The sequence below is a fragment of the Pseudomonas sp. AD21 genome, assembly GCF_002878485.1.
GTDB lineage: Bacteria > Pseudomonadota > Gammaproteobacteria > Pseudomonadales > Pseudomonadaceae > Aquipseudomonas.
The window spans coordinates 18,568-40,248 of record NZ_NQYG01000043.1 but is presented as its reverse complement, the minus strand read 5'-3'; the positions used below and the strand labels follow the sequence as shown (position 1 = coordinate 40,248).

Annotated in this window: 10 protein-coding genes and 1 pseudogene; 1 reads left to right on the top strand and 10 read right to left on the bottom strand. The window is 59.6% G+C overall.

The genetic code is table 11. From position 1 onward, the window contains the following. Positions 1-74: 74 nt before the first annotated feature. From PseAD21_RS21445 to PseAD21_RS21420, 5 genes and pseudogenes are all read right to left on the bottom strand, one after another. Complete coding sequence (locus tag PseAD21_RS21445; protein ID WP_146011305.1) at positions 75-440, bottom strand: hypothetical protein; 366 nt, start codon at positions 438-440, stop codon at positions 75-77. A gap of 239 nt (positions 441-679) precedes the next feature. Continuing rightward, positions 680-964, bottom strand: coding sequence for a hypothetical protein (locus PseAD21_RS21440; protein WP_102357667.1), 285 nt, complete (start codon positions 962-964; stop codon positions 680-682). Further along, positions 964-12,684, bottom strand: a pseudogene (locus PseAD21_RS21435) (filamentous hemagglutinin N-terminal domain-containing protein). Before PseAD21_RS21435 ends, PseAD21_RS21440 begins: the two are co-directional and overlap by 1 nt. Before the next feature lie 24 nt (positions 12,685-12,708). Beyond that, complete coding sequence (locus PseAD21_RS21425) at positions 12,709-14,415, bottom strand: ShlB/FhaC/HecB family hemolysin secretion/activation protein (RefSeq protein WP_102357662.1); 1,707 nt, start codon at positions 14,413-14,415, stop codon at positions 12,709-12,711. Positions 14,416-14,570: 155 nt separating this feature from the next. Further along, positions 14,571-15,020, bottom strand: a complete 450-nt coding sequence (locus PseAD21_RS21420) for a helix-turn-helix domain-containing protein (RefSeq protein WP_007960459.1) — start codon at positions 15,018-15,020, stop codon at positions 14,571-14,573. Between the two features lie 188 nt (positions 15,021-15,208). Here PseAD21_RS21420 and PseAD21_RS21415 point away from each other — a divergent pair, with 188 nt between their 5' ends. Next, complete coding sequence (locus PseAD21_RS21415) at positions 15,209-16,027, top strand: alpha/beta fold hydrolase (protein WP_102357661.1); 819 nt, start codon at positions 15,209-15,211, stop codon at positions 16,025-16,027. 45 nt (positions 16,028-16,072) lie between these two features. On the opposite strand, the gene PseAD21_RS21410 is transcribed toward PseAD21_RS21415, so the two are convergent. The 5 genes from PseAD21_RS21410 to PseAD21_RS21385 all read right to left on the bottom strand — a co-directional run bounded on the left by PseAD21_RS21410 (position 16,073) and on the right by PseAD21_RS21385 (position 21,664). Next, on the bottom strand, positions 16,073-16,786 hold the full coding sequence (locus PseAD21_RS21410) for a DUF72 domain-containing protein (RefSeq protein WP_096797194.1): 714 nt from the start codon (positions 16,784-16,786) through the stop codon (positions 16,073-16,075). Continuing rightward, positions 16,786-17,217 carry a DNA methylase gene (locus PseAD21_RS21405; protein WP_096797193.1) on the bottom strand — a complete coding sequence of 144 codons (432 nt, stop codon included), beginning with the start codon at positions 17,215-17,217 and terminating at the stop codon, positions 16,786-16,788. The genes PseAD21_RS21410 and PseAD21_RS21405 overlap by 1 nt, the downstream gene beginning before the upstream one ends. Positions 17,218-17,323: 106 nt before the next feature. After that, a complete protein-coding gene (locus PseAD21_RS21395; RefSeq protein WP_102357659.1) occupies positions 17,324-19,111 on the bottom strand; it encodes a thiamine pyrophosphate-requiring protein in 1,788 nt (595 codons plus the stop codon). 110 nt (positions 19,112-19,221) lie between these two features. Continuing rightward, positions 19,222-20,550: an MFS transporter gene (locus tag PseAD21_RS21390; protein WP_102357657.1), complete on the bottom strand. Its 1,329-nt coding sequence runs from the start codon at positions 20,548-20,550 to the stop codon at positions 19,222-19,224. Between the two features lie 37 nt (positions 20,551-20,587). Continuing rightward, on the bottom strand, positions 20,588-21,664 hold the full coding sequence (locus PseAD21_RS21385; RefSeq protein WP_102357656.1) for a C45 family peptidase: 1,077 nt from the start codon (positions 21,662-21,664) through the stop codon (positions 20,588-20,590). Between the last annotated feature and the right edge of the window lie 17 nt (positions 21,665-21,681).

The window sequence follows — 21,681 nt, the reverse complement described above, 5'->3', positions numbered from 1 at the left end:
TTTCCGAGTGCTTTCTAAACGTGGTCTGTCCCCATTTACTCTAGAAGCAATTGAAACCCGCCCTAATACTTCAATCACAAAAACACTTTTCTAACAGTGTCCATATCAGACTGGATAATCTCTAATTCTTTATCATCAACGCCGACTTCCATAAGACTCTCAACGCTGCACTTTTCGTACGTATCTGCCAAAACCTCCAACATATCAATCGCGTATTGACTTTCCCTTGACAGCCTTAGCCCACGACGAATGCCTTCCATATAAATAGCAGTCTGAAGAACAGCGTTAGCGCCAGGAGCATCCTTTCGCATAAGACGCTCCAATTCATCTTGAGTATACGCAAATGCTTGTTCCGGACGAAAACCAAGCTCATCAATCGCGTAGCTATAGTTCCCTGCAACCATAGCTCTAGCCTGACTAAAAACACTATCGACTCGCATATTCAATTTCCCACTGTCAATACATTCAATTGAATTTTTGAGGGTTAACGGGGACAGACCACATTTTCGGAGTGCTTTCTAAACGTGGACTGTCTCCATTTACCTTTATTGCATTACCTTTATTGCCCTAAGTAGATAGAACAACACCGGCGCGAGGCCGGTGCAATTCAAATCACTTTTACAGCAAACATCAATATGAGTTATGCAATCGAGGCCAGGCAAAATATCTAAACATCAAGTTATGGATATATGCCGAGCCGCTCAAGCTCAGAGAAAAAATACTCCATACCTTCCCGCACGCTATCTGTATCCTTCCTTATTACAACACTGTTACTTGTCGACATATTTAAAACAAAAGTATAAATATTACACTCTCTTTCACCATCCACCTTAAAGATGAAAAAACCCTTATTTTTAATCGCCACCAACTCTAGTACTTGAATAAATTCCTCTAGCCCGACGCTATTCATACTTGGCGAACCGAAACGGGCTGCATACTTTTCAGAAAGCTCATAGATAGACATTAATCTAGCCCTCTTAATGCTTTTGAAATATCTTGGACGTTAGTCAGCTTCCCTGTCGCAACTTTGTCCACCACATTCCAAATAATTTGTGTTGGCGGGCCATCCACGCCGTTTCTTATAATCAACTGCTCAACCACCTCGACGGCAGTCCGCTTGTTCCCATTATCAAACAGATGCCCGCCAGCAATATCCCTGATCATTGAGCCAACCTTATTATAAAAACCATCATAATTGGCAGCATTTGCAATAGCCGTATCAACTTCTCTAAATGAAACCGAACCGCCAAACTGTGAATTTATAGCAGTGATGTCGTCTGCACTTAAGCCGACCTTGAAACCACCAAGGCCTGTTCCACTTGGAAGGTTTGACCCTGAACTTAAGCCACTAGTAGCTAGATCATCTACCTTTCCGACAGTGCCGCCAGTTACTTTTACACCACCTGCGCCATCAATAATTGCTTCTGCCCCCCCCACTGCCTTGGAGGCCGTAAGGACTGGGAGAATCGCACCCGCGATGGCACCACCATCTCCTAACGCATCAAGAAAAAGTTTACCCCATTGCCCTTGAAGCAGGTATTGCGACTTTTGAGTTTCTCCGGCGGTTTCTCGCAAACACGAGATAGTGCCACAGCTCAGGTTCGCCATTTTTACGCTGACTAAAGTGAAAGCCTTACAGAACTCCGACTGACAATTCAGCAGCAATTTCTCTCCCAGGGTCTTGCTGGCCTGGTCAAATTGAGCCTGCTCAGCCTCATTGAAACCATTCTGGCTATCGGCTATAGGCTTCCACTTGCTCAGCTCATTTTCCTGACATTGCACATCCTTCCCGCACGCCTCTACCAATTGCTTGGAAATGGCCTCTTTCTGCGCATGGGTCAAGTAGTTATTAGCTGTAGCCTGCTGTGCCACCCATCCTGCAACTTGTTGATCTTTATCGCTTCCTCCCGCTGCGGCAGCTACCGTCATGCCCAGCAGTTGAGAGGTCATGGCCAATACTTGATCGTGCGCAGCACCCGGGAATATTTTCTCCCCGGCCAAGTCAATGAGTGCCTTGTTCGCGCCGGCAGCCAATGCGGAAGTTGCAAAGTCTCCACCGGCAGCTTCACCGATCAATCCACCGACAATCGCATGCACGGCGACTTTGGTTGGTAAACCACTGCCAAGAAGGCTATCACCGACTTTTTCGTAAATGGCACCGCTCAAGGCATCTGCTGCCAGGCCGATTACCGCCTGACTCAAGTTGTCTTTGAACTTCCCACCGTTGACAACAGTTTTCAGTGCCGAATTAACCGCCAATCGAACACCAATAGCCTGACCCGCAATACCACCACTAACCCCAGCCGCTACATAATTTTTCAGACTGTCGGTTGAAGTGACGTCCTTGATAACTGCTCCCAGATTCCCTCCATTATTGATCGTACTGATCACTGCGCCACTGGCAGCAGACGTCAACACAGCAGTTGCAGCAATATTCGCCCAACCGGCGGCAGTCGCCGTGCCTGCAAGCGAAGTTCCTGCAGCCGCCATGGCGGTTCCCGACCCTGCCGTCGCTCCAGCCGCCGTACCTACAGCGGCACTTGCTGCACCCGCAGTCAATGCGGTCACGATGATGATGATCGCCAACATCGCACCCTGACCAAGTCCAGAGTGGCTGTACTTGAAGCTCTCATGAGCCTCCTGCACCTTGCGCCAATCCACATCTCCGCGTTGCTCGGCGTCCTTCAACCAAGCTAACTGCGGATTAGCCTGCACCATTGTCTCAATGGTCTGGCTCACCGTTTTCTGGTCGATTTGCCTGATATCAATCTTCAGTCCATCGACCGCTCTGATCACCAGATTCCCTTCCGCGGTCAATTCACTTTGTCGCAAGGTTTCGTCGGTGTGCCCCTTACCCTTCATGGAGTTCCAGGACAGGCTGCTACTGCTTTTTTCGTGACTTTCCTGCTTGAGGTCCTTTACCCCTTCAAAGGTCACGGAACCACCGCTTTGCACCATCAGGTTGTTACCGCTATCAAGCTTCGCCACCTGATAGCGCTGATCACCACCACTGACCAGAATCAGGTCTCCACCTGTGGTGATTTCAGTGCCGACATGAGTGACGCTGGTGACTTCGTCGCGCTTGGTTTTTTTGCTGCCGAAGCTGCCCTTTTTCTTCATGTCATACAACGAGTAATCCGTGTCCTGCGCGGCAAGGATATCGATACGGTCCCCGGCCACCAGATAAGCCTCATCCCCTGAGGTGATGCGGCTGGAGATCACCGCAAGATTCTGGCCCGCAGCCAACGCCACATCACCGCCGGCGGTAATACCGGACATGACCTGGCTGACGTGATCTTCCTGACGGGTAACTTTCTTATTCTTGGATAAAGAATGTTCTTCATCAGTTGCCGAACTAACAGTAAGGTTTTCCGTGGCTGACATCGCAAGGTCACGCTTGGCGTCGATCTGACTGGCGATGACTGTGAGATCACGACTCGCATCAGCCTTGAAGTCACGCCCAGCATCGATTTCAGCGCCCAGTTGGGTGATGTCGCTGCTGTTGTGCCGATCGTCATGGAACACGCTGTTGGTGACTTGCACCGACGACACGTTAATGTCGCGCCCGGCGTTCAGGACCATGTCCTGGCCGCTTTTCATCACGCCACCGGTGATGTTGATGTCGTTGGCCGCTTTGACGGTCAGATCATTGGCCGCTTCGATCCGTGCAGCGTTGTTGGCGTAGTCATGATGCTGGGTGCCGAAGCGGGTGCTGTTGTCGGACGAGGTGATGGTGCGTTCGTTGATCACATCCCCGGTGCGAGTGGTCAGGTTCACATCGCGCCCGGTGATGATCCCGCCGGACTTGTTGACGATATTGTTGGTCGCCAACAGATCCAGTCGGTTGCCCGCCTCAATCACGCCACTGTTGACCAGATCCTTGCCCGCCGTCGCCGATAGATTATTCGTCGCCTTCAATGTCCCGACGTTGTCCAGGTTCTCACCGGCAATTAATGTCACATCATTACCGGCAATCAGCGCACCGGTCGGGCCGAGGCGACCATTGGCCTGCGCCAGATAAACCACCGGCACCAGCACTTTCTCACCGTTCACTTCGTGCTCTTCGAGCCAGACGATGTCGTGGGTCAGCGCGGCCACTTGCTGCGAGGTGAGGCCGACGCCTACCGACAGGTTGAGGGCGTCCTTGCTGGCGATGGCGTTGTTCATCAGGTACTTGAACATGCCCTCGTTGGAGGTCTGGCCGTCGATGAACGCCTGGCCGGTGCGGGCGGTGACGGCTTGCTGGATCAGGCGCTGTTCGTAGAGGCCGTCGCCGAGGCGCTTGGCGCTCTGGTCGGGGTCGTAGCCGAGTTTTTCCAGCAGGTAGTCGGAGCTCATGAACGACTTGAGGTCGGTCAGCACTGGGTTGGTTTCGATCAGGTATTTGTGCGCGTTGGACGGCGCCTTGGTGTCCGGCAGACCGGTGACGCGGGTCACCGGACGGGTGTCGATCGACTCCCTGGCGTCGTTGCCGCGGTCTTTCATGCCCGGGCCGGCGGGTTTCACCGGCACGTTGACGTCGACCGTGCTGGCCACGGCCTGAACGACGCTCGGGGTGCGGTGGAACGTATCCACTGCGCGTGTGCTGTCGGAGACTGCGGGCGGCGCGTCAATAAAAAGATTACGCGGGCCGCCAGTGCTTGCAGCCACGACGTGCTCTTCTGTGGCAACGGTTTGCCCGCCCACGGTCCAGGTCGGCGCCGGGCCGGTCGCGGCGACTGGCGCGGTATCCGTGGCGCCCTGCCCGCTCAGGCGGAACAAGCCGTTTTCCCCGGTTGGCAGGGAGAAGCCTGGCAGAGACAGCGGGTTGATCTGCTGCTGGGCGAGGTCCGGCGGCAGTTGGCTGTTGATCCGGATAACGGTGGTGCCGGTGTTGCCGACGTTGGTGTTGCCAACTTTATTGGTACCGCCGGTAGAGCCGTAATCCTCGTGGATCACGCTGTTCTGCAGTTCCTTGGTAGCGGTGATCGAGACATTGCCGCCGGCCTGAATGACCGCGTTGCGACCCGCGACTGGACTGGTGCCGTCAGTGGCGACTTCTTTGTCAGAGGTCAGTGTGAAGCCCTGCAGTCTGGTCGGCATGTCGACCAGGTTGTTCGGATCATATTGCGATTGCGGACTGGTGTTACCCCAGGCATAACCGGACAGGGTGAGGTCGCCCACCGACTTGTTTGTCACCGAGTCCTTGATCACGACCACCCGGGTCAGACCACCGTCGTGACCAGGTTCTCGACCCGATCCCGATGTCACGACACCCTGGGCAAAGTTCCCGGTTCCGTCGATGTAATAGACGTTCGGAAAATCAGGGTTATTGCGCTGGTTGTACGCCACCACCTCAGGCATGAAGACATTGAACGAGCCTGAGTCGATCGCGCCGGTACGGAAGATTCGGGTGCGTTCGATGCTGCCACTCACCGCACCGACGTTCCGCATATTGTTGGCGTTGATGGTGATGTTGCCAGAAGCGCTGAGCGTACTTTTGCTGTTGAGGAATTCACCGCCGTTGAAGATGAAATCGCCACCGGCTGTCAGCAATGACGATGCCGTGGTGTCATTGTCCTGCCCACCTTCGAAGACTTCGTGAGCAATCAGATTGACGTCGTAGGTGCCCCCTGAACAATCGCCGCACTGAACGCCGATGAAGCCGGAAACCAGCTTACGATTCAGGGCGAAGCTCTGCGTACCGTCGTCTCCCGAGGTGCGGTTGGCGAAGTTGGCTGCGTCAATCTTGAAGGTCTTGCCGCTCTCCATCGAACCCGACAGGTTCGACACCTGACTGGCCTGTGCGGTCCCGTAACCCTTGATGGTCACATTCCCCAACCCGTAGAAATCACCGTTCTGGTTGGTCAGATTGCCCACACTGAGCGTCATGTCGTTGCCGCTGAAAATCAGCCCGCGATCATTGAGCAACGAAGGCGTGTTGATGTTCAGGTTCTGCGCCGCCCCGAGGGTGCCGTAGTTGGTCACACTACCGGCATTGACGGTCAGGTCTTCACTGGAAGTGATGCGTCCGGCGTTGACGAGGGCCCCGCCCACACTGATGGTCGAGGTCGCACCCGCGGCGAAGCTGCCGTTCGCGCCGATGTTCATCTGTGCAGCAGAGAGGTAAGTCCCGCGCTGGCTCGACAGTCGGCCATTGCCGCTGTAGCCGCCGCTCAACTGCATATCGATAAGGCCATCACTGGCGATCAAGCCGTCGTTGGTCCAGTTGCCGCCCCGCACCTGCAAAACATCCGAGGCCAGCAACTTGCCGCTGGCGCTCTGGCTGAACTGCCGGACGTTGACGTTCAAGGTTCCGGCCTGAATCACGCTGGAGTTGTTCCAGGTATCAGCATTGAGTTCCAGCAGCCCACCGGTGGTGATGCTGCCACCCGCACCGATCACATTGGCCGTGGAAATTTCGAACTTGCCGCGGCCGACGTGGTTGAGTTGCCCGCCGTCATTGAGGAAGCTGCCGACGTTGACGGTCATGTCGGTGTTGGCGGTTTCCAGCACGCCGTTACGGTTGTCGAGTTGGCCGCCGATCTGGAAGTCGGTCTTGCCCCAGTTGCCCAGCGAACGCAGACGACCATTCTGGTTGTTGACGCTGGCCGCCCTGACGGCGAGTTGCGTGTTGCTTTCAATGACGCCCGCCACGTTGCTCAGCGCGCCGCTGAGGCCGAAGTCGATGCGCTCACCGGCAATCTGCCCGGCACCGTTGTCCAGGTTGGTGCCGCTGACGCTCACCAGACCTTTGGCATAAAGCACACCGTTGCGGTTATCGAATCCGGCGGTGGCGATGTTCGCGTCTGTCGCTTGCGCGGAGATGCGTCCGCCGTTGTTGTCCAGCCCCGCCAATGCCGTCAGCTTCAGACCCTGCGCCTGAATGATGCCGCCCTGGCGGTTGTTGTTGAGGTCGTAGCCATTACGCAGCACACCCACCGTCCGCGCTTCGAGTGCGCCTTTGATGCTGGACAGGATGCCGCCGCGGTTATCGATGTTGGCGGCGTTGACGCTCACATCACCGTTTTGCGCGATGACTTTGCCGCTCTGGTTGTCGAGATTGCCGCTGACATCGAGGGTCAGGCCGTTTTCACTTTGCAGCGCGCCTTTGCCATTGTTCAGGCTCGCCGCCTTCAGTTGCAGAGCCGCGTTCTGACTGTAGATCAAGCCGTCAGCATTGTTGCGTACCGCGCCGCTGGCGGTGATTTGCAGCAGATCATTGGCAGCGATGGTGCCCTTGTTGCTGTTGTCCAGCGTGCCGGTCGACAGGTCCAGATTCTTCTGGCTGGCGAGTTGGCCGTTCTGGTTGCTCAGATCAGTCACGCCCTTGATCAGCACGGGGCCCGCGCCAGCCAGTCGGCCACCGTTGTTGTTGAGGTCGCCGCTGAGGTTGAGGGTGATCGCGTCGTTGCTGGCGATCTGGCCGCCACTGTTGTCCAGTCGCGAAACCGTGGCGATGATCGCCTGCTGCGCATTGATCGCGCCGCCGACGTTGGTCAGCGCCATGCTCAGCAGATCCAGCGCACCGTCGCTGGCGATCAAGCCGCCCTGACTGTTATTGAGCGCCCCGTTCAGCGTAAGGACCTGCCCTGCTCCGCTGCTCAAAATACCTTTGTTGCTGTTATCGAGGCTGCCGGCCTTGACGGTCAAGCTGCCCTCGGCGACCAGCGCACCGGCGCCACTGTTAAGCAACGCGTCCTGGAGCTCGACCGCGACATCACCGAATTTGCTCGAGAGTGTGCCGCTGTCGCGGTTGTCGAGGCTGCTGCCGCTGACGCTCAACCCTTGCCAGCCGGACAGCAAGCCTTTCTGGTTGGTGATCGAGGTGCCACGCAGCAACAGTTTTTCGCCACTGATCAACTTGCCGGCGCTGTTGTTCACGGCCCGGGCGATGACGTCGAAACTCAAGTTGCTGGAGATCTCACCGCGCTGGTTGTTCAGATCGCGCAGGCGCTTGAGGGTCAGCGGGCCTTTGGCGGTGAGCAGGCCGTTCTGGTTATCGAGGTCACCGTTGGCCAGATCCAGCGTGACGGCTTGGTCGCCCAACAGGCGGCCGCCGTTCTGGGTCAACGAAGTCAGGGTCAGATCGATGTCACGCGCGGCGGAGACTTCACCGCCATTGCTGGAATCCAGACCGGTCGCGGTCAGCGTCAGGTTGCCCTTGCTGTTGATCAAACCACTGTCACGGTTGTTCAGCGCCATCGCATTGAGCGTGACCGCGCTGACACCCAGTAGCGTGCCGCTCTGGTTGTTCAGATCGGCACTGCCGATGTGCAGCGCCTGCGCGGCACTGATCAGGCCGCTGGCATCGTTGCGCAGCAGGCCATCGACCGTGAGTTCAAGATCGCCACGGCTGACCAGGCTGCCACCGCTGTTGTTCAGGCTGCCTGCCCGCGCATCAATCGACGCCGCGCCGATCAGGCCCTTGACGTTGTCCAGCGCGTTGGCAATGCGCAGGGTCAGGCCCTGATTGCTCAGGAGTTTGCCGTTGCTGTTGTCCAGGCTTTGCGCGGTCAGGGTGAACGCTTCAGTGCTGGAGATCGTGCCGCCCTGGTTGTTGACGCCGTTGAGTTGCTTGAGCAGTAGAGTACCGGGCGCGCTGATCACGCCGTTGATGTTGTTCAACTGGCCGTGGTTCAGGTCCAGGCTAAGGCGCGTGTTGCTGAGCAGCTTGCCGCCCTGTTGATCGAAGCCTGTCACCGATGCGGTCAGTGCGCCCTGGCTGCCGATGCTGCCGGCATCGCTGTTGGTGACCTGGCCGGCGACGAGGTCGAGCGTGTCGGCGCTGCTCAGCGAACCGTTGCTGTTATCGAAGTCACCGGTCGTGACCGTGACCGCGCCTTTGCCACTGAGGGTGCCCTTCTGCCGGTTATCCAGGCCAGTACTTTTCAGCGCGAGGAGGCTATCGGTGACGATCCGCCCGCCTTGGTTATCGACCTTGCCAGTGCTGTCGAGGGTGAGATCTGCAGCGCTGGACAGGCTGCCGCCAGTGTTGCTCAGTTGCGCGGAAGTGACGGTCAGCGCGCCTTCGCTGCTGACGTTACCGAGGTGGTTGGTGAAGTCGCCGCTGAGGTTCAGCAGCATGTCCTGCTGGCTGAGCAATTCACCGCCGCTGTTGTCCAGCGTACGACCTTGCAGCTTCAGCAGCGTGCCCGTATCGATCAGGCCTTTGTTGCGGTTTAACAACTGATCGACCGTGAGCGTCAATGCCTTGCTGGTGAAAACCTTGCCGCCATCGCTGTTATCGAGTTTTTTACCGGTCAGCAGCAGATCGCTGTTGGTGGTGATTTCACCGCCACGGTTGTCCAGTTCATCGACCGTCAGGGTCATGCTCTTGGTCGAACCGAGCAAGCCACCGTGGCGATTGTCGAGGGTCTCGGCGCTCAGTTTGAGCACACCGGTGGCGATCAGTTGAGCGTCCTGGTTGTTGAGGCTTTTTACCTTAATGGACGCATCGGACTTGCCGGCAATGCTGCCCTGCTGGTTGACCAGCGTATCGGCGGTCAGCGTCAGTTCACCGTCGGCGATGAGTGTGCCGGACTGGTTGTTCAAGGTCTTGTCGGTGGTCAGCAGCAATTGGCCGCGACTGCTGATCAAGCCATCCTGGTTGTCGAGGCTCACGGAATGGCTGTCGAGTGCCGCCGCAGAAATAACACCTTTGAGGTTATTCAGGGCTTGAGCAATACGCAGCGTCAGCCCTTGCTGGCTGATCAGCTTGCCGTTGCTGTTGTCCAGCTCATTGGCGGCGAGGGTGAATGCTTGCTGGCTGGAGATCTCGCCGCTCTGGTTGTTCACGCCATTGAGGTTTTTCAGCAGCAGGGTGCCGGGCGCGTTGATCAGACCGTTCTGGTTGTTCAATTGCCCATGGTTCAAATCAAGGGTCAGGTCGGATTTGCTGAACAGTTCGCCACCCTGCTGATCCAGCCCGGTGACCGATACGTTCAACGCTTGCTGGCTAGCAATCCGGCCAGTGGCGTTGTTGACCTGAGCGGCCTTGAGCGTCAGAGACGCTTCACTGGTGAGTTTGCCGCCCAGGCTGTTATCGAAGTCACCGGTATCGACATGACTGGCGCCTTTGGCGCTGATCAAACCTTTCTGGCTGTTATCGAGGCTGGCACTGGTCAGGGTCAAGGAGCTGTCGGTGTTGATCGAACCCGCCCGATTGAGTACCAGGCCACGGCTGGTTACCGACAAGACGCCGGCTGTGCTCAGGCTACCGGCACTGTTGTCGAATCGGCCGAGATTGGCCGTCAGCGTGCCCTCGCTGCTGATAGTGCCCTGTTCGTTGATCAGGGCATCGTCGAGGGTAATCACCAGGCCGTTGAGGCTGTTGAAGCGACCGCCGCTGTTATCCAGGCTGCTGCCAGTCAGCGTGGTTGCGCCCTTGGCGCTGATCAGGCCTTTATTCAGGTTGATCAGTTCCGCCACGGCGAGGCCCAGATCGGTGCCGGCCAGCAGCTTGCCGCCGTCGCTGTTGTCCAGGCGCTGGCCCTTGATGTTCAGCAGCAGACTGCTGGAGATTTCGCCGTTACGGTTGTCGATGTCGTCGACAGTCAGGGTCAGCGCTTTTGTGGTGCCGACCAGACCGCCATTGCGGTTGTCGAGCGTCTTGCCGGTCAGGCTCAGATTGCCCTGAGCGACCAGCGCACCACCCTGCTGTTGCAGCAACCCGATGGCCGCAGTCAGACCACCTTGGCTGGAGATCCGACCTGCGGCGTTTTGCACTTCGCCCGCGTTGAGGCTGACCGGACCGACCGCACTGATGAGTCCGCCGCTGTTGTCCAGACGTGTACCGGCGTAAGCGATACCGGACTTGCCGGTGATCTGACCTTTGTCGCGGTTGTCCAGGCGATCGACGTTGAGCGTCAGTTGCTGATCAGCCTGGATCACGCCTGTGCGGTTGTCTGCCGTATCGCTGCGCAGTGCCAGTGTGGTTTTGCCGATGACTTTGCCGTCGCGGTTGTCGAGGCTGCCGGTTTGCGCATCGATGGCGCCCTTGGCGGTGATCTCGCCTTTGTTGCGGTTGTCGAGTGCGCCGCGCAGACGCACGGTCAGGCTACCGTCGCTGACGAGCACACCGCCATCGCGGTTATCCAGGCTGGCCGCCTGCAGACTCACCAACTGGCCGGAGCCGAGCACGCCATCACGGTTGTCCAGCGCGCCGCTGAGGTCGATATTCAGCCCCAGATCGCCGAGGATCTGACCGCTGCGGTTGTTCACCGTTGCCGCGTTGAGCCGGGTGACGCCGCTGCTGGAAAACTCGCCGTCGCTGTTGTCCAATTGACCGAAACTACCGGTCAGATTGCCCGAGCTATGGATCACCCCTTGAGTGTTGAATAGCTGATTGACGGTGACGTTCAGCGTCGCATTACCGAGCACGCGGCCTCTGTTGCGGTTGTCCAGCGTGCCCGCCGTGATCGCCGTGGTTTGTCCGCTGAGCGTACCGCCCTGGTTGCTCAGGGTTTGCGCGGTGCTGACGGTGAGATTGCGGCTGGCGATGAGGCTCTTGCCTGTGTTGTCGAGACGCTGCGCATTCAGGTTCAGATCACCGTTGGCGTTGCGCCCGCCGTCGGCATTGACCCCCGCTTCGATGACGCCGCCGTTGGTCAATTGTCCGCCGGCACTCAGGGCAATACTGTCGCGGGCCGCGAGGGTTTGCCGGTTGGTCAGATCGCCCTAGGTCTGGACGTTCAATGCCGTGCCGGCATACACCGGCCCGCGCGCATCGAGACTGGCAGCCTTGACGTTGACCGCACCGGTCGCCGAGGTATCGACAAGGCTTAATTGACCGTTGGCATCAAGCTGAATATCGCCACCGCTGGCAATCAGTTTGCCGTCGAGCTTCACGCCGACCCCGGCCTCGGTGCCCACCAGTTTGATCGCCCCGGCATACATCCCGCCGAGTGCCGAGGAGTCGATTGCCAGTTGCGGTTTGGCGCTGCCGTCATCGGCGCGGGCCGTGGCGTTCAAGGTCTGCGCGTTGACGTCGTTGCGACCGGCAACGATGGTCAGGTTCTGCGCCTGCAGTTGCGCGTTGATCTTCGCACTGCGGGTGATAATTTCGAAACGGTCGACGTTGCTCGCATTGAGACCGGCGCCGTCGATGGCGACGCTGCCCTGGTCGACCTGGAAGCGATCCAGACGGCCGTTATCCAGCACCGGTTTGCCGGTGCTCAGCGTCACGCGCGGTGCATTGATGAAGCCGCAACCGTTGCAAGTGATGCCATACGGGTTGGCGACAATCACCCGCGCCGACTGCCCCGCCACTTCGGTGTAACCGCGCAACTGGCTCGGATTGCCGCTGATGACTTCGTTGAGAATCACTTGCGCCGAGCCACTGTTTTTCAGGTTCGGGTTGCCGATGATGTGGCCGGCCAACTGGGTGTTCGAGGTCTGCGCCGAGCCGTTATTGAGGATGACGCCCTGCGCGCCGACGTTGTAATCGTGAAACTGGTTGTGCGACAGCCCGCTGCCGTTGGGCGTGGCTATGTTGATGATCGGCACGCCATTGCCGGCCCGATCCAACGAGGTGTTGGGGTTGGCCACGACTATGCCGTCGGCCTGCGCCCACATCGGCTGCCAGAACATGACGTTCGCCAGCAGGAACGCCAGCCCGCGCTTGGGCATGCCCAGGAACGACTCACGGTTTTTTACGGCCGCAGAAGGCTGGCCTGCAAGGAAGGCGAATTGGCGAACATCCATGTCGATGATCTCGAAAAGTGGTTATCAGATGAAAAAGTCGAGGCGGAAATAGATCGGCGCTTCGCGCTCGGTCAGCACATCCGGACGTTCGAGGGAGTGAGCAAAGGTCACGCTGGCAGCCACATGCTCACCACGGGCAAACAGCTCCAGCGAGTTACTCGACATGCGCCCATGCTGCTCACCGTTGTAACGATCGCCACGAATCACGCCCTGGTCGTAACCGAGGCTGGTGCCGTATTCAGCGAACACCGGGCGCAGCCATTCGACGTTGATCGGACGGCTCCAGCGCAGATCGTTGCGCCAGTAGCCGCCGCTGTCGCCGGACAGCGACTGATCCTTGTAGCCACGGATCGACGACAGCCCGCCGAGGCTGGTGCGTTGTGAACTGAACAGCACGTCCTCGCTGCGCTGGCCGGTCATCAGGCTGCTGAAGGTGAAGGATTCGCCCCACACCTTGAACGGTTGCAGGTAGCTCAGGGTCGCGGTGTATTTGCGGTAGCGTGCGTCCGGTTCGCCCGGGCCCGGATCGTGGCTGCCCTGCGCGTCGAACGCGCCGATGCCTTCCTGCATGCCGGCGTCGAAGTTGACGAAGGCGCTGCCGATGCGGCGACCGTGGTTGAAACCGAACTGCGCTTCGCTGATGCGGTTGCTGCTCAGCTTGAGCTTGCTGTCTTCGATGTAGTTGTTGGTGCGCAGGTAGGACAGGCCGGCGCTGAGCGAGGTCTTGCTCACCGAGTCGCGATGGATCACCCGTTCGGCGCGCATCTGATGGTTTTCGCTGTCGCCGGTCTGCTTGAAGTTGTAGCCGTTGGCGGCGATCTGCGAGCGGTAGTCGCTCTGGCTGTAGGTGTAGCTGAAGTTCCACCAGCCCCACGGCAGGTTGTAATTGAGCATGGCGTTGCTGGAGGTGTGCTGGTGATCGGTCATTGCATCGTGACCGCCGCGCAGGCTCAACTGATCGGCCAGGCCCAGCGGGCTGTCCCAATCGAAAGTGGTGCCCCACTGCTGTTCGCCGGTGCTGCGCTGGCCGTCGTTGCTGCGCGACAGTCCGGCACGCCATGGCTTCTGCGGGTTATTGGTGACCAGCACTTCACTGCCGCCGACGTTCTTGCCCGGCGCCAGCTCCATCTTGGCCTGATTGGACGGCAGGCGATTGAGCTGATCGACCATCTGCTCGATCTCGCGCAGGTTGACCAGTTCGCCGGACTTGCCGGGAAATGCCATCGCCAGTTCACGCTCCGAAAGCTTGCTGTTCTCGGCGCCCTTCATGCCTTCGAGTTTGCCTTCGACCACCAGCACTTTCAGGTGCCCGCCGGACAGATCCTGCTGCGGCAGGTAGGCGCGGCTGGTGACCAGGCCTTTCTCGATGTAATGGTCGGTGATGACCTTGAGCAACTCGTTGAGTTGCGGCACCCCGAGGCACTGGTCGATGTAGGGCTTGAGCAAGCGGGTTTTGTCGCTGTCGGACAGACTGTCGGCGCCCTTGAGCTCGATGTCCTTGATCGGGAAACAGCGGGTATCGGTGGGCGCTGCCGGTTGCGCAGGCTTGGCATCTTTGCCGGGCAAGTCCTTGAGTTCTTCCAGACGCCGCTGCTGCTCTTCAAGCAGGCGATTCTGGCGCTCGCGGATCAGGTCGGTCTCGCCGGGGGTCGGTGCAGCGAAAGCCATTTGAAGCGGAGAAAGGCACAGCAAAGCCACGCACAACCTCGCCGCGAGGGCGGGTGAGGACATGTTCGATCCCTCGAGACGAAAGTGACATCAAAATAATGGCGCGATATTAGATGGCCATCATTTTGACGTCAAACAAACATTTCGACCGTTTGTCGGGTTTGTAACAGGGATTGAACAATCGACGCGGCTGCGGTTTTCCGGGGGTAATCCTTGGTTCAGTGCGCAACGCCCAACTTCGTCGCCACGTCCTGCGGTGCCAGCAGGCGGCCATCCGCTGAACGCAATTCCAGTTTGCTGATCGGCTGACGCTGCTGCGCATCGACCATCACCGAACCCGGCTCACCCGGCGCATACAAATGCTCGCCACCCCACTGCGACAGCGCAACGATCACCGTCTGCAAGGCCTTGCCGCGTTCGGTCAGCACGTATTCCTTATAGGCACCGCCATCGGCGGCCGGCACGGTTTGCAAGATCCCCTGCTCGACCAGGGCCTTGAGCCGGGCGCTGAGCATGTTCTTGGCGATATCCAGATTCTTCTGAAAATCGCTGAAACGGCGGATGCCCTCCAGCGCATCGCGGATGATCAGCAGCGACCACCAGTCGCCGATCAGATCCAGCGTACGGGCGACCGGGCAGGCATTGCCGTGCAGGCTTTTGCGCTTCACAGGGTGTTTCTCCATCAAACCAGCGTGTGGTTGCATCTTACAACTGTGACGCTGGAAAAGAACCTCGCCGCCCGCCATGGCAATTGAGCACTTGCGTACAAGTGACCGCCGCGATTTGCGCCGATAGTGATGGGCGGCCATTGCGGCATCCGGCCTTCCCGAACGATCGCCCACAGCAAGGAGTTTCCATGAGCACATTCACTACCGATGACGGCACACAGATCTATTTCAAGGACTGGGGCAGCGGCAAACCCGTGTTGTTCAGCCATGGCTGGCCGCTGGATGCCGACATGTGGGAATACCAGATGGAATACCTGAGCAGTCGCGGCTACCGCACGATTGCCTTCGACCGCCGTGGTTTCGGCCGCTCCGATCAACCATGGACCGGCTACGACTACGACACCTTCGCCGATGACATCGCGCAACTGATCAACCACCTCGACCTGCGCGACGTCACACTGGTCGGCTTCTCCATGGGCGGCGGCGACGTCAGCCGCTACATCGCCCGCCACGGCAGCGAGCGCGTTGCCGGGCTGGTGCTGCTCGGGGCGGTGACGCCGCTGTTCGGCAAGAAGGCCGACTACCCGCAGGGCGTCGACACCTCGGTGTTCGACGGGATCAAGGCCGGCCTGCTCAAGGATCGCGCGCAGTTCATCGCCGATTTCGCCGCGCCGTTCTACGGTACCAATCAGGGGCAGAAAGTCTCCAACGGCGTGCTCACGCAAACCTTGAACGTCGCCCTGCTCGCCTCGCTGAAAGGCACCGTGGATTGCGTCACCGCGTTCTCCGAAACCGACTTCCGTCCGGACATGGCGAAGATCGACGTGCCGACCCTGGTGATCCACGGTGACGGCGATCAGATCGTGCCGTTCGAAACCACCGGCAAGCAAGCCGCCGCGCTGATCAAAGGCGCTGAGCTGAAAGTCTACGCCGGGGCACCGCACGGTTTTGCGGTGACGCACACCGAGGCGCTCAACGAAGACCTGCTGGGTTTCCTGAACCGCTGATGTTCGTCGGCGCGACAACCTTCTAAGAGTAGTTGTCCGCCTGCTTCAATCTGCCATCAACGCTGCCAGTGCCAACGCGTTACCCAGCGCGGCACCACTGGCAGTGTTGTCGAAGATGCACCAGGCCGCGGCACCCTCTGCTGCCGCGACTTTCATTTGCTCTGCCAGCGCTTGCAGATAGCGCTCATCGTAGGCGCTGTGGTAAATGCGTGGCGAACCGTGCAGCCGCCAATAACGCACATCCGCCCAGCCCTGCGCCGAACCATCGGTGCTGATCCGCGACGGATCGACCACGACCTGGGCAATCCGATACGCCTGCAGCATCGGCGCCGCCGCCACCCACGACTCATGCCGTGGCTCAAGCACCACGGCACCGGCGAAGCGTTGGCGCAACGCTACGAAAAACGCCTCTGCACTTGCCGGCTCAAACACCAGCGACGGCGGTAGTTGCACCAGCAAACACTCCAGCCGATCGGCCAGACCCTCGCACTGCCCGAGAAACTCATCCAGCGCCTGATCACAGTTCTGCAGACGCAACTCATGAGTGATCTGCTTTGGCATCTTCACCGAAAAACGAAAGCCCGGCGGCACCGAGTCCGCCCAGCGCGCATAGGTCTGACGCCGATGCGGGCGATAGAACGAGCTGTTGATTTCCACACAGTTGAACTGCGCGGCATAACGTTGAAGATGCGTGCCCTCGGCCGGAAACTGCGGCCAATACTCACGCCCCAGACTCCAGCCTGCGCAACCGATGAACATCAAAAAAGCACCCTCGCCGCTTCACGCATGAAAATCTCCACGGTCTTCGGACCAATCCCGTCAAACGCCATCAGGCGCTGTTCGAACTCGGCACGATCGACGCTGGCCTTGACGATGTTGCCGACCTTGCCGGCGTACTCATCATTGAGCCGCGCCGCCAGGGCCAGCAGCCGCGTGGCCGTGGTTTCGTCGTAACGCACGTAATGCGCCTCACCGAGCATGCCGACCAATTGTCGATGCGTGCAGTGGGCGAGTTTGCGCAGCGTATCGCGCTGATGCCGCTCGGCAATCACTCGATAGGCCTCGGCGGCAATGCCGGCCTGAATGCGCTTGCCCATCAGGAAACTGGCGAGCAACCATTTGAACAACCCCTCCTCACTTAACGGATCAAGGCTGATGTGCAGGTCGTGGGCGCTGACGGTTTTGCTCATTGGTTTATCCCTCACGGCCCTCTGTAGGAGCTGCCGCAGGCTGCGATCTTTTGATTTGCTTTTTCAAGATCAAAAGATCGCAGCCTGCGGCAGCTCCTACATGGGGTTATTTTTTGCCGGGGAGGACGCTGGCCAGTACCTGTTTGGCGGCTTGCACGATCACGCCCGCTTCGTCGGGGTCGCCCTTGAGCAAGGTCGTGGCAAATTTCTTCGCCTGTTCGAGCTTGATGTGCGGCGGCAACGGCGGCACGTTGGGGTCGGTCTTGAACTCGATCAGCACCGGCACGTCCGAGGCCAGCGCCTGTTCCCAGGCGGCGGCGACGTCTTCTTCGCGGTCGACGAAAATCCCTTTCAGGCCGATGGAAATGGCGAGCAGGTGATACGGCACGTCGGGAATGCTTTGCGAGGCTTCAAACTTCGGATCGCCCTCCATCACCCGCTGCTCCCAGGTGACCTGATTCAGATCCTCGTTGTTGAACACCGCACAGATCCACTTCGGGCTGTCCCACTGGCGCCAGTATTTGGCGACGGTGATCAGTTCGGCCATGTTGTTCATCTGCATCGCGCCGTCACCCACCAGCGCAATCACCGCACGCTCCGGATGGGCGAACTTGGCGGCGATCGCGTACGGTACGGCAGCGCCCATCGAGGCCAGGCCACCGGACAGCGAACATTGCATGCCCCGGCGAATCTTCAGGTCACGGGCGTACCAGTTGGCGCAGGAACCCGAGTCGCTGGTGATGATCGCCTGCTCCGGCAGACGCGGCGAAAGCTCATACACCACCCGCTGCGGATTGATCGGATCGGCTTTGGACATCGCGCGTTTTTCCAGGGTCTTTTCCCAGGTGCTGCGCCAGCCTTCGATTTTCTTGCGCCACTTGTGCGAAGTTTTCGGTTCGAGCAACGGCAGCAGTGCAGCGAGGGTTTCGGCGGAGTCGCCGACCAGATTGACCTCCATCGGATACCGCAGGCTCAGCATGTCGGGCTGCAGGTCGATCTGCACGCCACGCGCCTGACCTTCCTTGGGCAGGAACTCGGCATAGGGGAAACCCGAGCCGATCATCAGCAAGGTGTCGCACTCGTGCATCATCTTGTAGCTCGGCTCGGTGCCCAGCAGGCCGATGCTGCCGGTGACCCACGGCAAATCGTCCGGCAGCGCGGCCTTGCCGAGTAACGCCTTGGCGACGCCAGCACCGAGTTTTTCCGCAATGGCGATCACTTCATCCGTCGCCTGCAACGCGCCGGCGCCCACCAGAATCGCAACCTTTTCACCGCTGTTCAAAACGTCGGCAGCGCGCTGCAGATCCGCCTCGTAGGGCAGCACTTTCGGCTTGGTGTATCCGACGCCGGAATGCGCGGTGCCATGCGCCCGCGCCGGTGGCTCGTACTCGAGATCCTGCAGATCATTGGGCAGGATGATCGCCGTCCCCCGCCGTTCGCCAACCGCCGTGCGCACGGCGCGATCGAGCAAATGCCGCACCTGCGACGGTGCCGAGGCCTGCTGTACAAAAGCCCCGGCCACGTCCTTGAACATCGAGACCAGGTCCAGCTCCTGCTGGTAATGGCTGCCGAGTGCGGTGCGCGCCTGTTGACCAACAATCGCCAGCACCGGTTGGTGATCCATGCGGGCGTCGTACAGCCCGGTAATCAAGTGCGTAGCGCCGGGGCCTGAAGTGGCAATGCACACACCTAATTCGCCAGTGAACTTGGCGTGGGCCGAAGCCATGAACGCGGCCATTTCTTCGTGCCGGGCCTGAACGAATTCGATCTTGCCATTGGCTCGGGCGAGCGCGCCGAACACGCCATTGATGCCATCTCCCGGATAACCAAAAATCCGCGTGACGCCCCATTGGCTGAGCCGCTCAACCAGAAAATCTCCCACTGTCGTCGTCATCTCGTTCCTCGCCTGTCACCGATGCATGAAGCCTGCCCGGCGAGGTATCCGCCGGGCGGTACAAGGGTCTGGACAGTCGAGGCGCGCGCGAAGTTTCGATTGTTTTTGCGCTAGCCAGTGACGGCGGGCGCTGTCTGCGGCCAATCGGCCTCGTCGATCTGTTCAAGGCTGAGGTGCGCCGTCTCCTTGAGGAGCAACGAGCACAGCGCCACGATGCCCAGGGCAATCGCGCCGTAAACCGCCACCCCGAACGCGTTGTGGTTGTTGGCGATCAGAATCGCTGTGGCCGCACTGGATGCCGTCCCGCCGCCCAGCGCCGCGCCGATCTGATAGGCCGCCGACATTCCCGAATAACGCATGTGCCGTGGAAACTGTTCGGCCAGGAACGCCGGAATCGGTCCTTGCGTCGCCCCCATGAATGCACCGATGGCGATGTACGCGGCGGTAGACATCAATAGGCTCTTGAGGCCGACCAACGGGAAGAACGCGAAGAAGCCGAGGGCCATGATCACCGCGCCGAGGACCATCACCTTACGGCGGCCGATCCGGTCGGACAGCAAGGCAAACAACGGTGCGGTGATGACGATGGCGATCGACAGCGACAAGTCGAAAATCAGCGCGTCGGTGCTGCCATAACCCAGTTGCGTGGCGTACGACAGAAAGAACGTGCTGCCGATGTAGGCGATGGTCACGTAGCCAAAGGCAATGCCGGTACACAGCAGCATGGCTCTGGGCCGTGCGCGCAGCGCTTCGAGCAACGGCATGCGCACGTGCGCCTGCGGTTCGGCGGGTTGTTCGAGCGGTTTGTGCAAGCGCGCATACAGACCGATCAGCACCAGCACACCACCGAGCCAGAACGGAATGCGCCAGGCGAATCCGGCCAGGTCATCGTGCGACGCGACGCTGACGATGGCGAACACCCCGGCACCGAGAATCCCGCCGATACCGATGCCCATGCTGGTGAAACTGCCCCACAGGCCACGCCGTCCGGGCGGCGCCGACTCGATGCCGAACAACGCCGCGCCGCCCCACTCGCCACCGGCGGCAAAGCCCTGCACCAACCTGAGCAGCACCAGCAACACCGGCGCGCCCGCACCGAGGGTGGCATAGCCCGGCAGGCACCCGATCAGCAGCGTGCTCAAGCCCATCAGCAGCAGCGTGATCACCAGCATTTTCTGCCGGCCGAGTTTGTCGCCGTAATGCCCGAACACCATGCCGCCCAGCGGCCTGGCGAAGAAGCCCGCACCGAAAGCCCCGAACGCCACCAGGGTCGCGGTCAGCGGGTCCATCTGCGGGAAGAACACCCTGGGAAACACCAGCGCAGCGGCGGTGCCGTAAATCACAAAGTCATAAAACTCCAGGGCGGTGCCCATGCCGGAGACAAAAAACGTCCTCAGCGCAGACGGGGAACCGCTCTTGCGATCAATCTCGGTAGCCATGGGCAATGCTCGTTTTGTTTTTATTGGAAGCAGCGACTCAGAAACGCAGATAGCCGTTTCGGGCCAGTTGTTTGGGGTTGCCGGCGGCGTATTCGAGCACGCTGTTTTCAGTGTCGATACCAATCGTCAGCAGGGTTTCCCAGCGCTCGGTCGCTGGCATGCTCAGATCCGGGTGGAAGCAGATCGGTGCATCTTCGCCCGCCTCGCCACACATGGCGTCTGCCCGACGGCTCAGCTTGCCGCTGGCCATGTTGCGCAACGCGGCGTTGACGTGGTCAAAACGCGCGTAAGTCGTCGAGGCGTCAGGCGTGCGCTCGCCAAGGCTCAGTTCGAGGTCGAGAAAGTGGTTGGTGTGGGTGATCCAGCCCCCGGCATCAGGTCGCACCACAGCGGTGAAGGCTGGTGACATTTCAATGCTCACCGCACGAGGGCTGGAGTCATCACGGGAGAACACGGTCAGCACCGTGGAGGCGCTCACCCGCGCCGAACGCGCCAGAGCAATCGCTTCATCAATACAGGTGGCTTCTTCGAGAATGCGCCGGGCAATCGCATGCACCGGTACTCCGGCAGACCCGTTGTCGCTGGCATGGTGCAGGATATTGAAGTGCAGCCCCAGCCCCGCACTGTTCACTCCGATCTTGCCAAGCATGCCGAATTCGGTGAACAGCTTGACCGTCATGCCCCCGGCCGTGGTCAGTTGCAGAATCAGCCCGTTGGGCACCAGCGAATCGTGCCAGTCCCAGGTCTGGATGGTGCGTGGCGGCAGTGCGCCGTTAGGGGCGAAAACGGCGGTCGAACACTCGCCTTCGGTGGACGCCGGCATCACTGCGAGAATCTCGGTGCGGGCATTCAGGCTGGCGAGCTGCCAAAGCGGCACGCCAGCACCTTCAGCGGTGGCGACGATCTCTTCGGCGAGGCTCGGGCACCAGCCTTGCAGGGCTTGCAGACTGGCTTCGCCGATGGCCTGCACCTGCGCCCGGGGAACACCGACCTGATTGAAGAAATCCAGATAGAGCTCCACCGTCTGACGGATCTGCGCGGCCCAGGTGGCGCCAATCTGGTGCCCGCGAATCTGCGGGTTGCGGGTGTCGGTGACGAAGCAATGAACATTCACGAAAGGCTTTCCTTGTT

Excerpts from the sequence above, each read along its gene's own strand:
- PseAD21_RS21445 (WP_146011305.1), bottom strand. The coding sequence starts at position 440 with ATGCGAGTCGATAGTGTTTTTAGTCAGGCTAGAGCTATGGTTGCAGGG.
- PseAD21_RS21440 (WP_102357667.1), bottom strand. The coding sequence starts at position 964 with ATGTCTATCTATGAGCTTTCTGAAAAGTATGCAGCCCGTTTCGGTTCG.
- PseAD21_RS21425 (WP_102357662.1), bottom strand. The coding sequence starts at position 14,415 with ATGTCCTCACCCGCCCTCGCGGCGAGGTTGTGCGTGGCTTTGCTGTGC.
- PseAD21_RS21415 (WP_102357661.1), top strand. The coding sequence starts at position 15,209 with ATGAGCACATTCACTACCGATGACGGCACACAGATCTATTTCAAGGAC.
- PseAD21_RS21410 (WP_096797194.1), bottom strand. The coding sequence starts at position 16,786 with ATGTTCATCGGTTGCGCAGGCTGGAGTCTGGGGCGTGAGTATTGGCCG.
- PseAD21_RS21405 (WP_096797193.1), bottom strand. The coding sequence starts at position 17,217 with ATGAGCAAAACCGTCAGCGCCCACGACCTGCACATCAGCCTTGATCCG.
- PseAD21_RS21395 (WP_102357659.1), bottom strand. The coding sequence starts at position 19,111 with ATGACGACGACAGTGGGAGATTTTCTGGTTGAGCGGCTCAGCCAATGG.
- PseAD21_RS21390 (WP_102357657.1), bottom strand. The coding sequence starts at position 20,550 with ATGGCTACCGAGATTGATCGCAAGAGCGGTTCCCCGTCTGCGCTGAGG.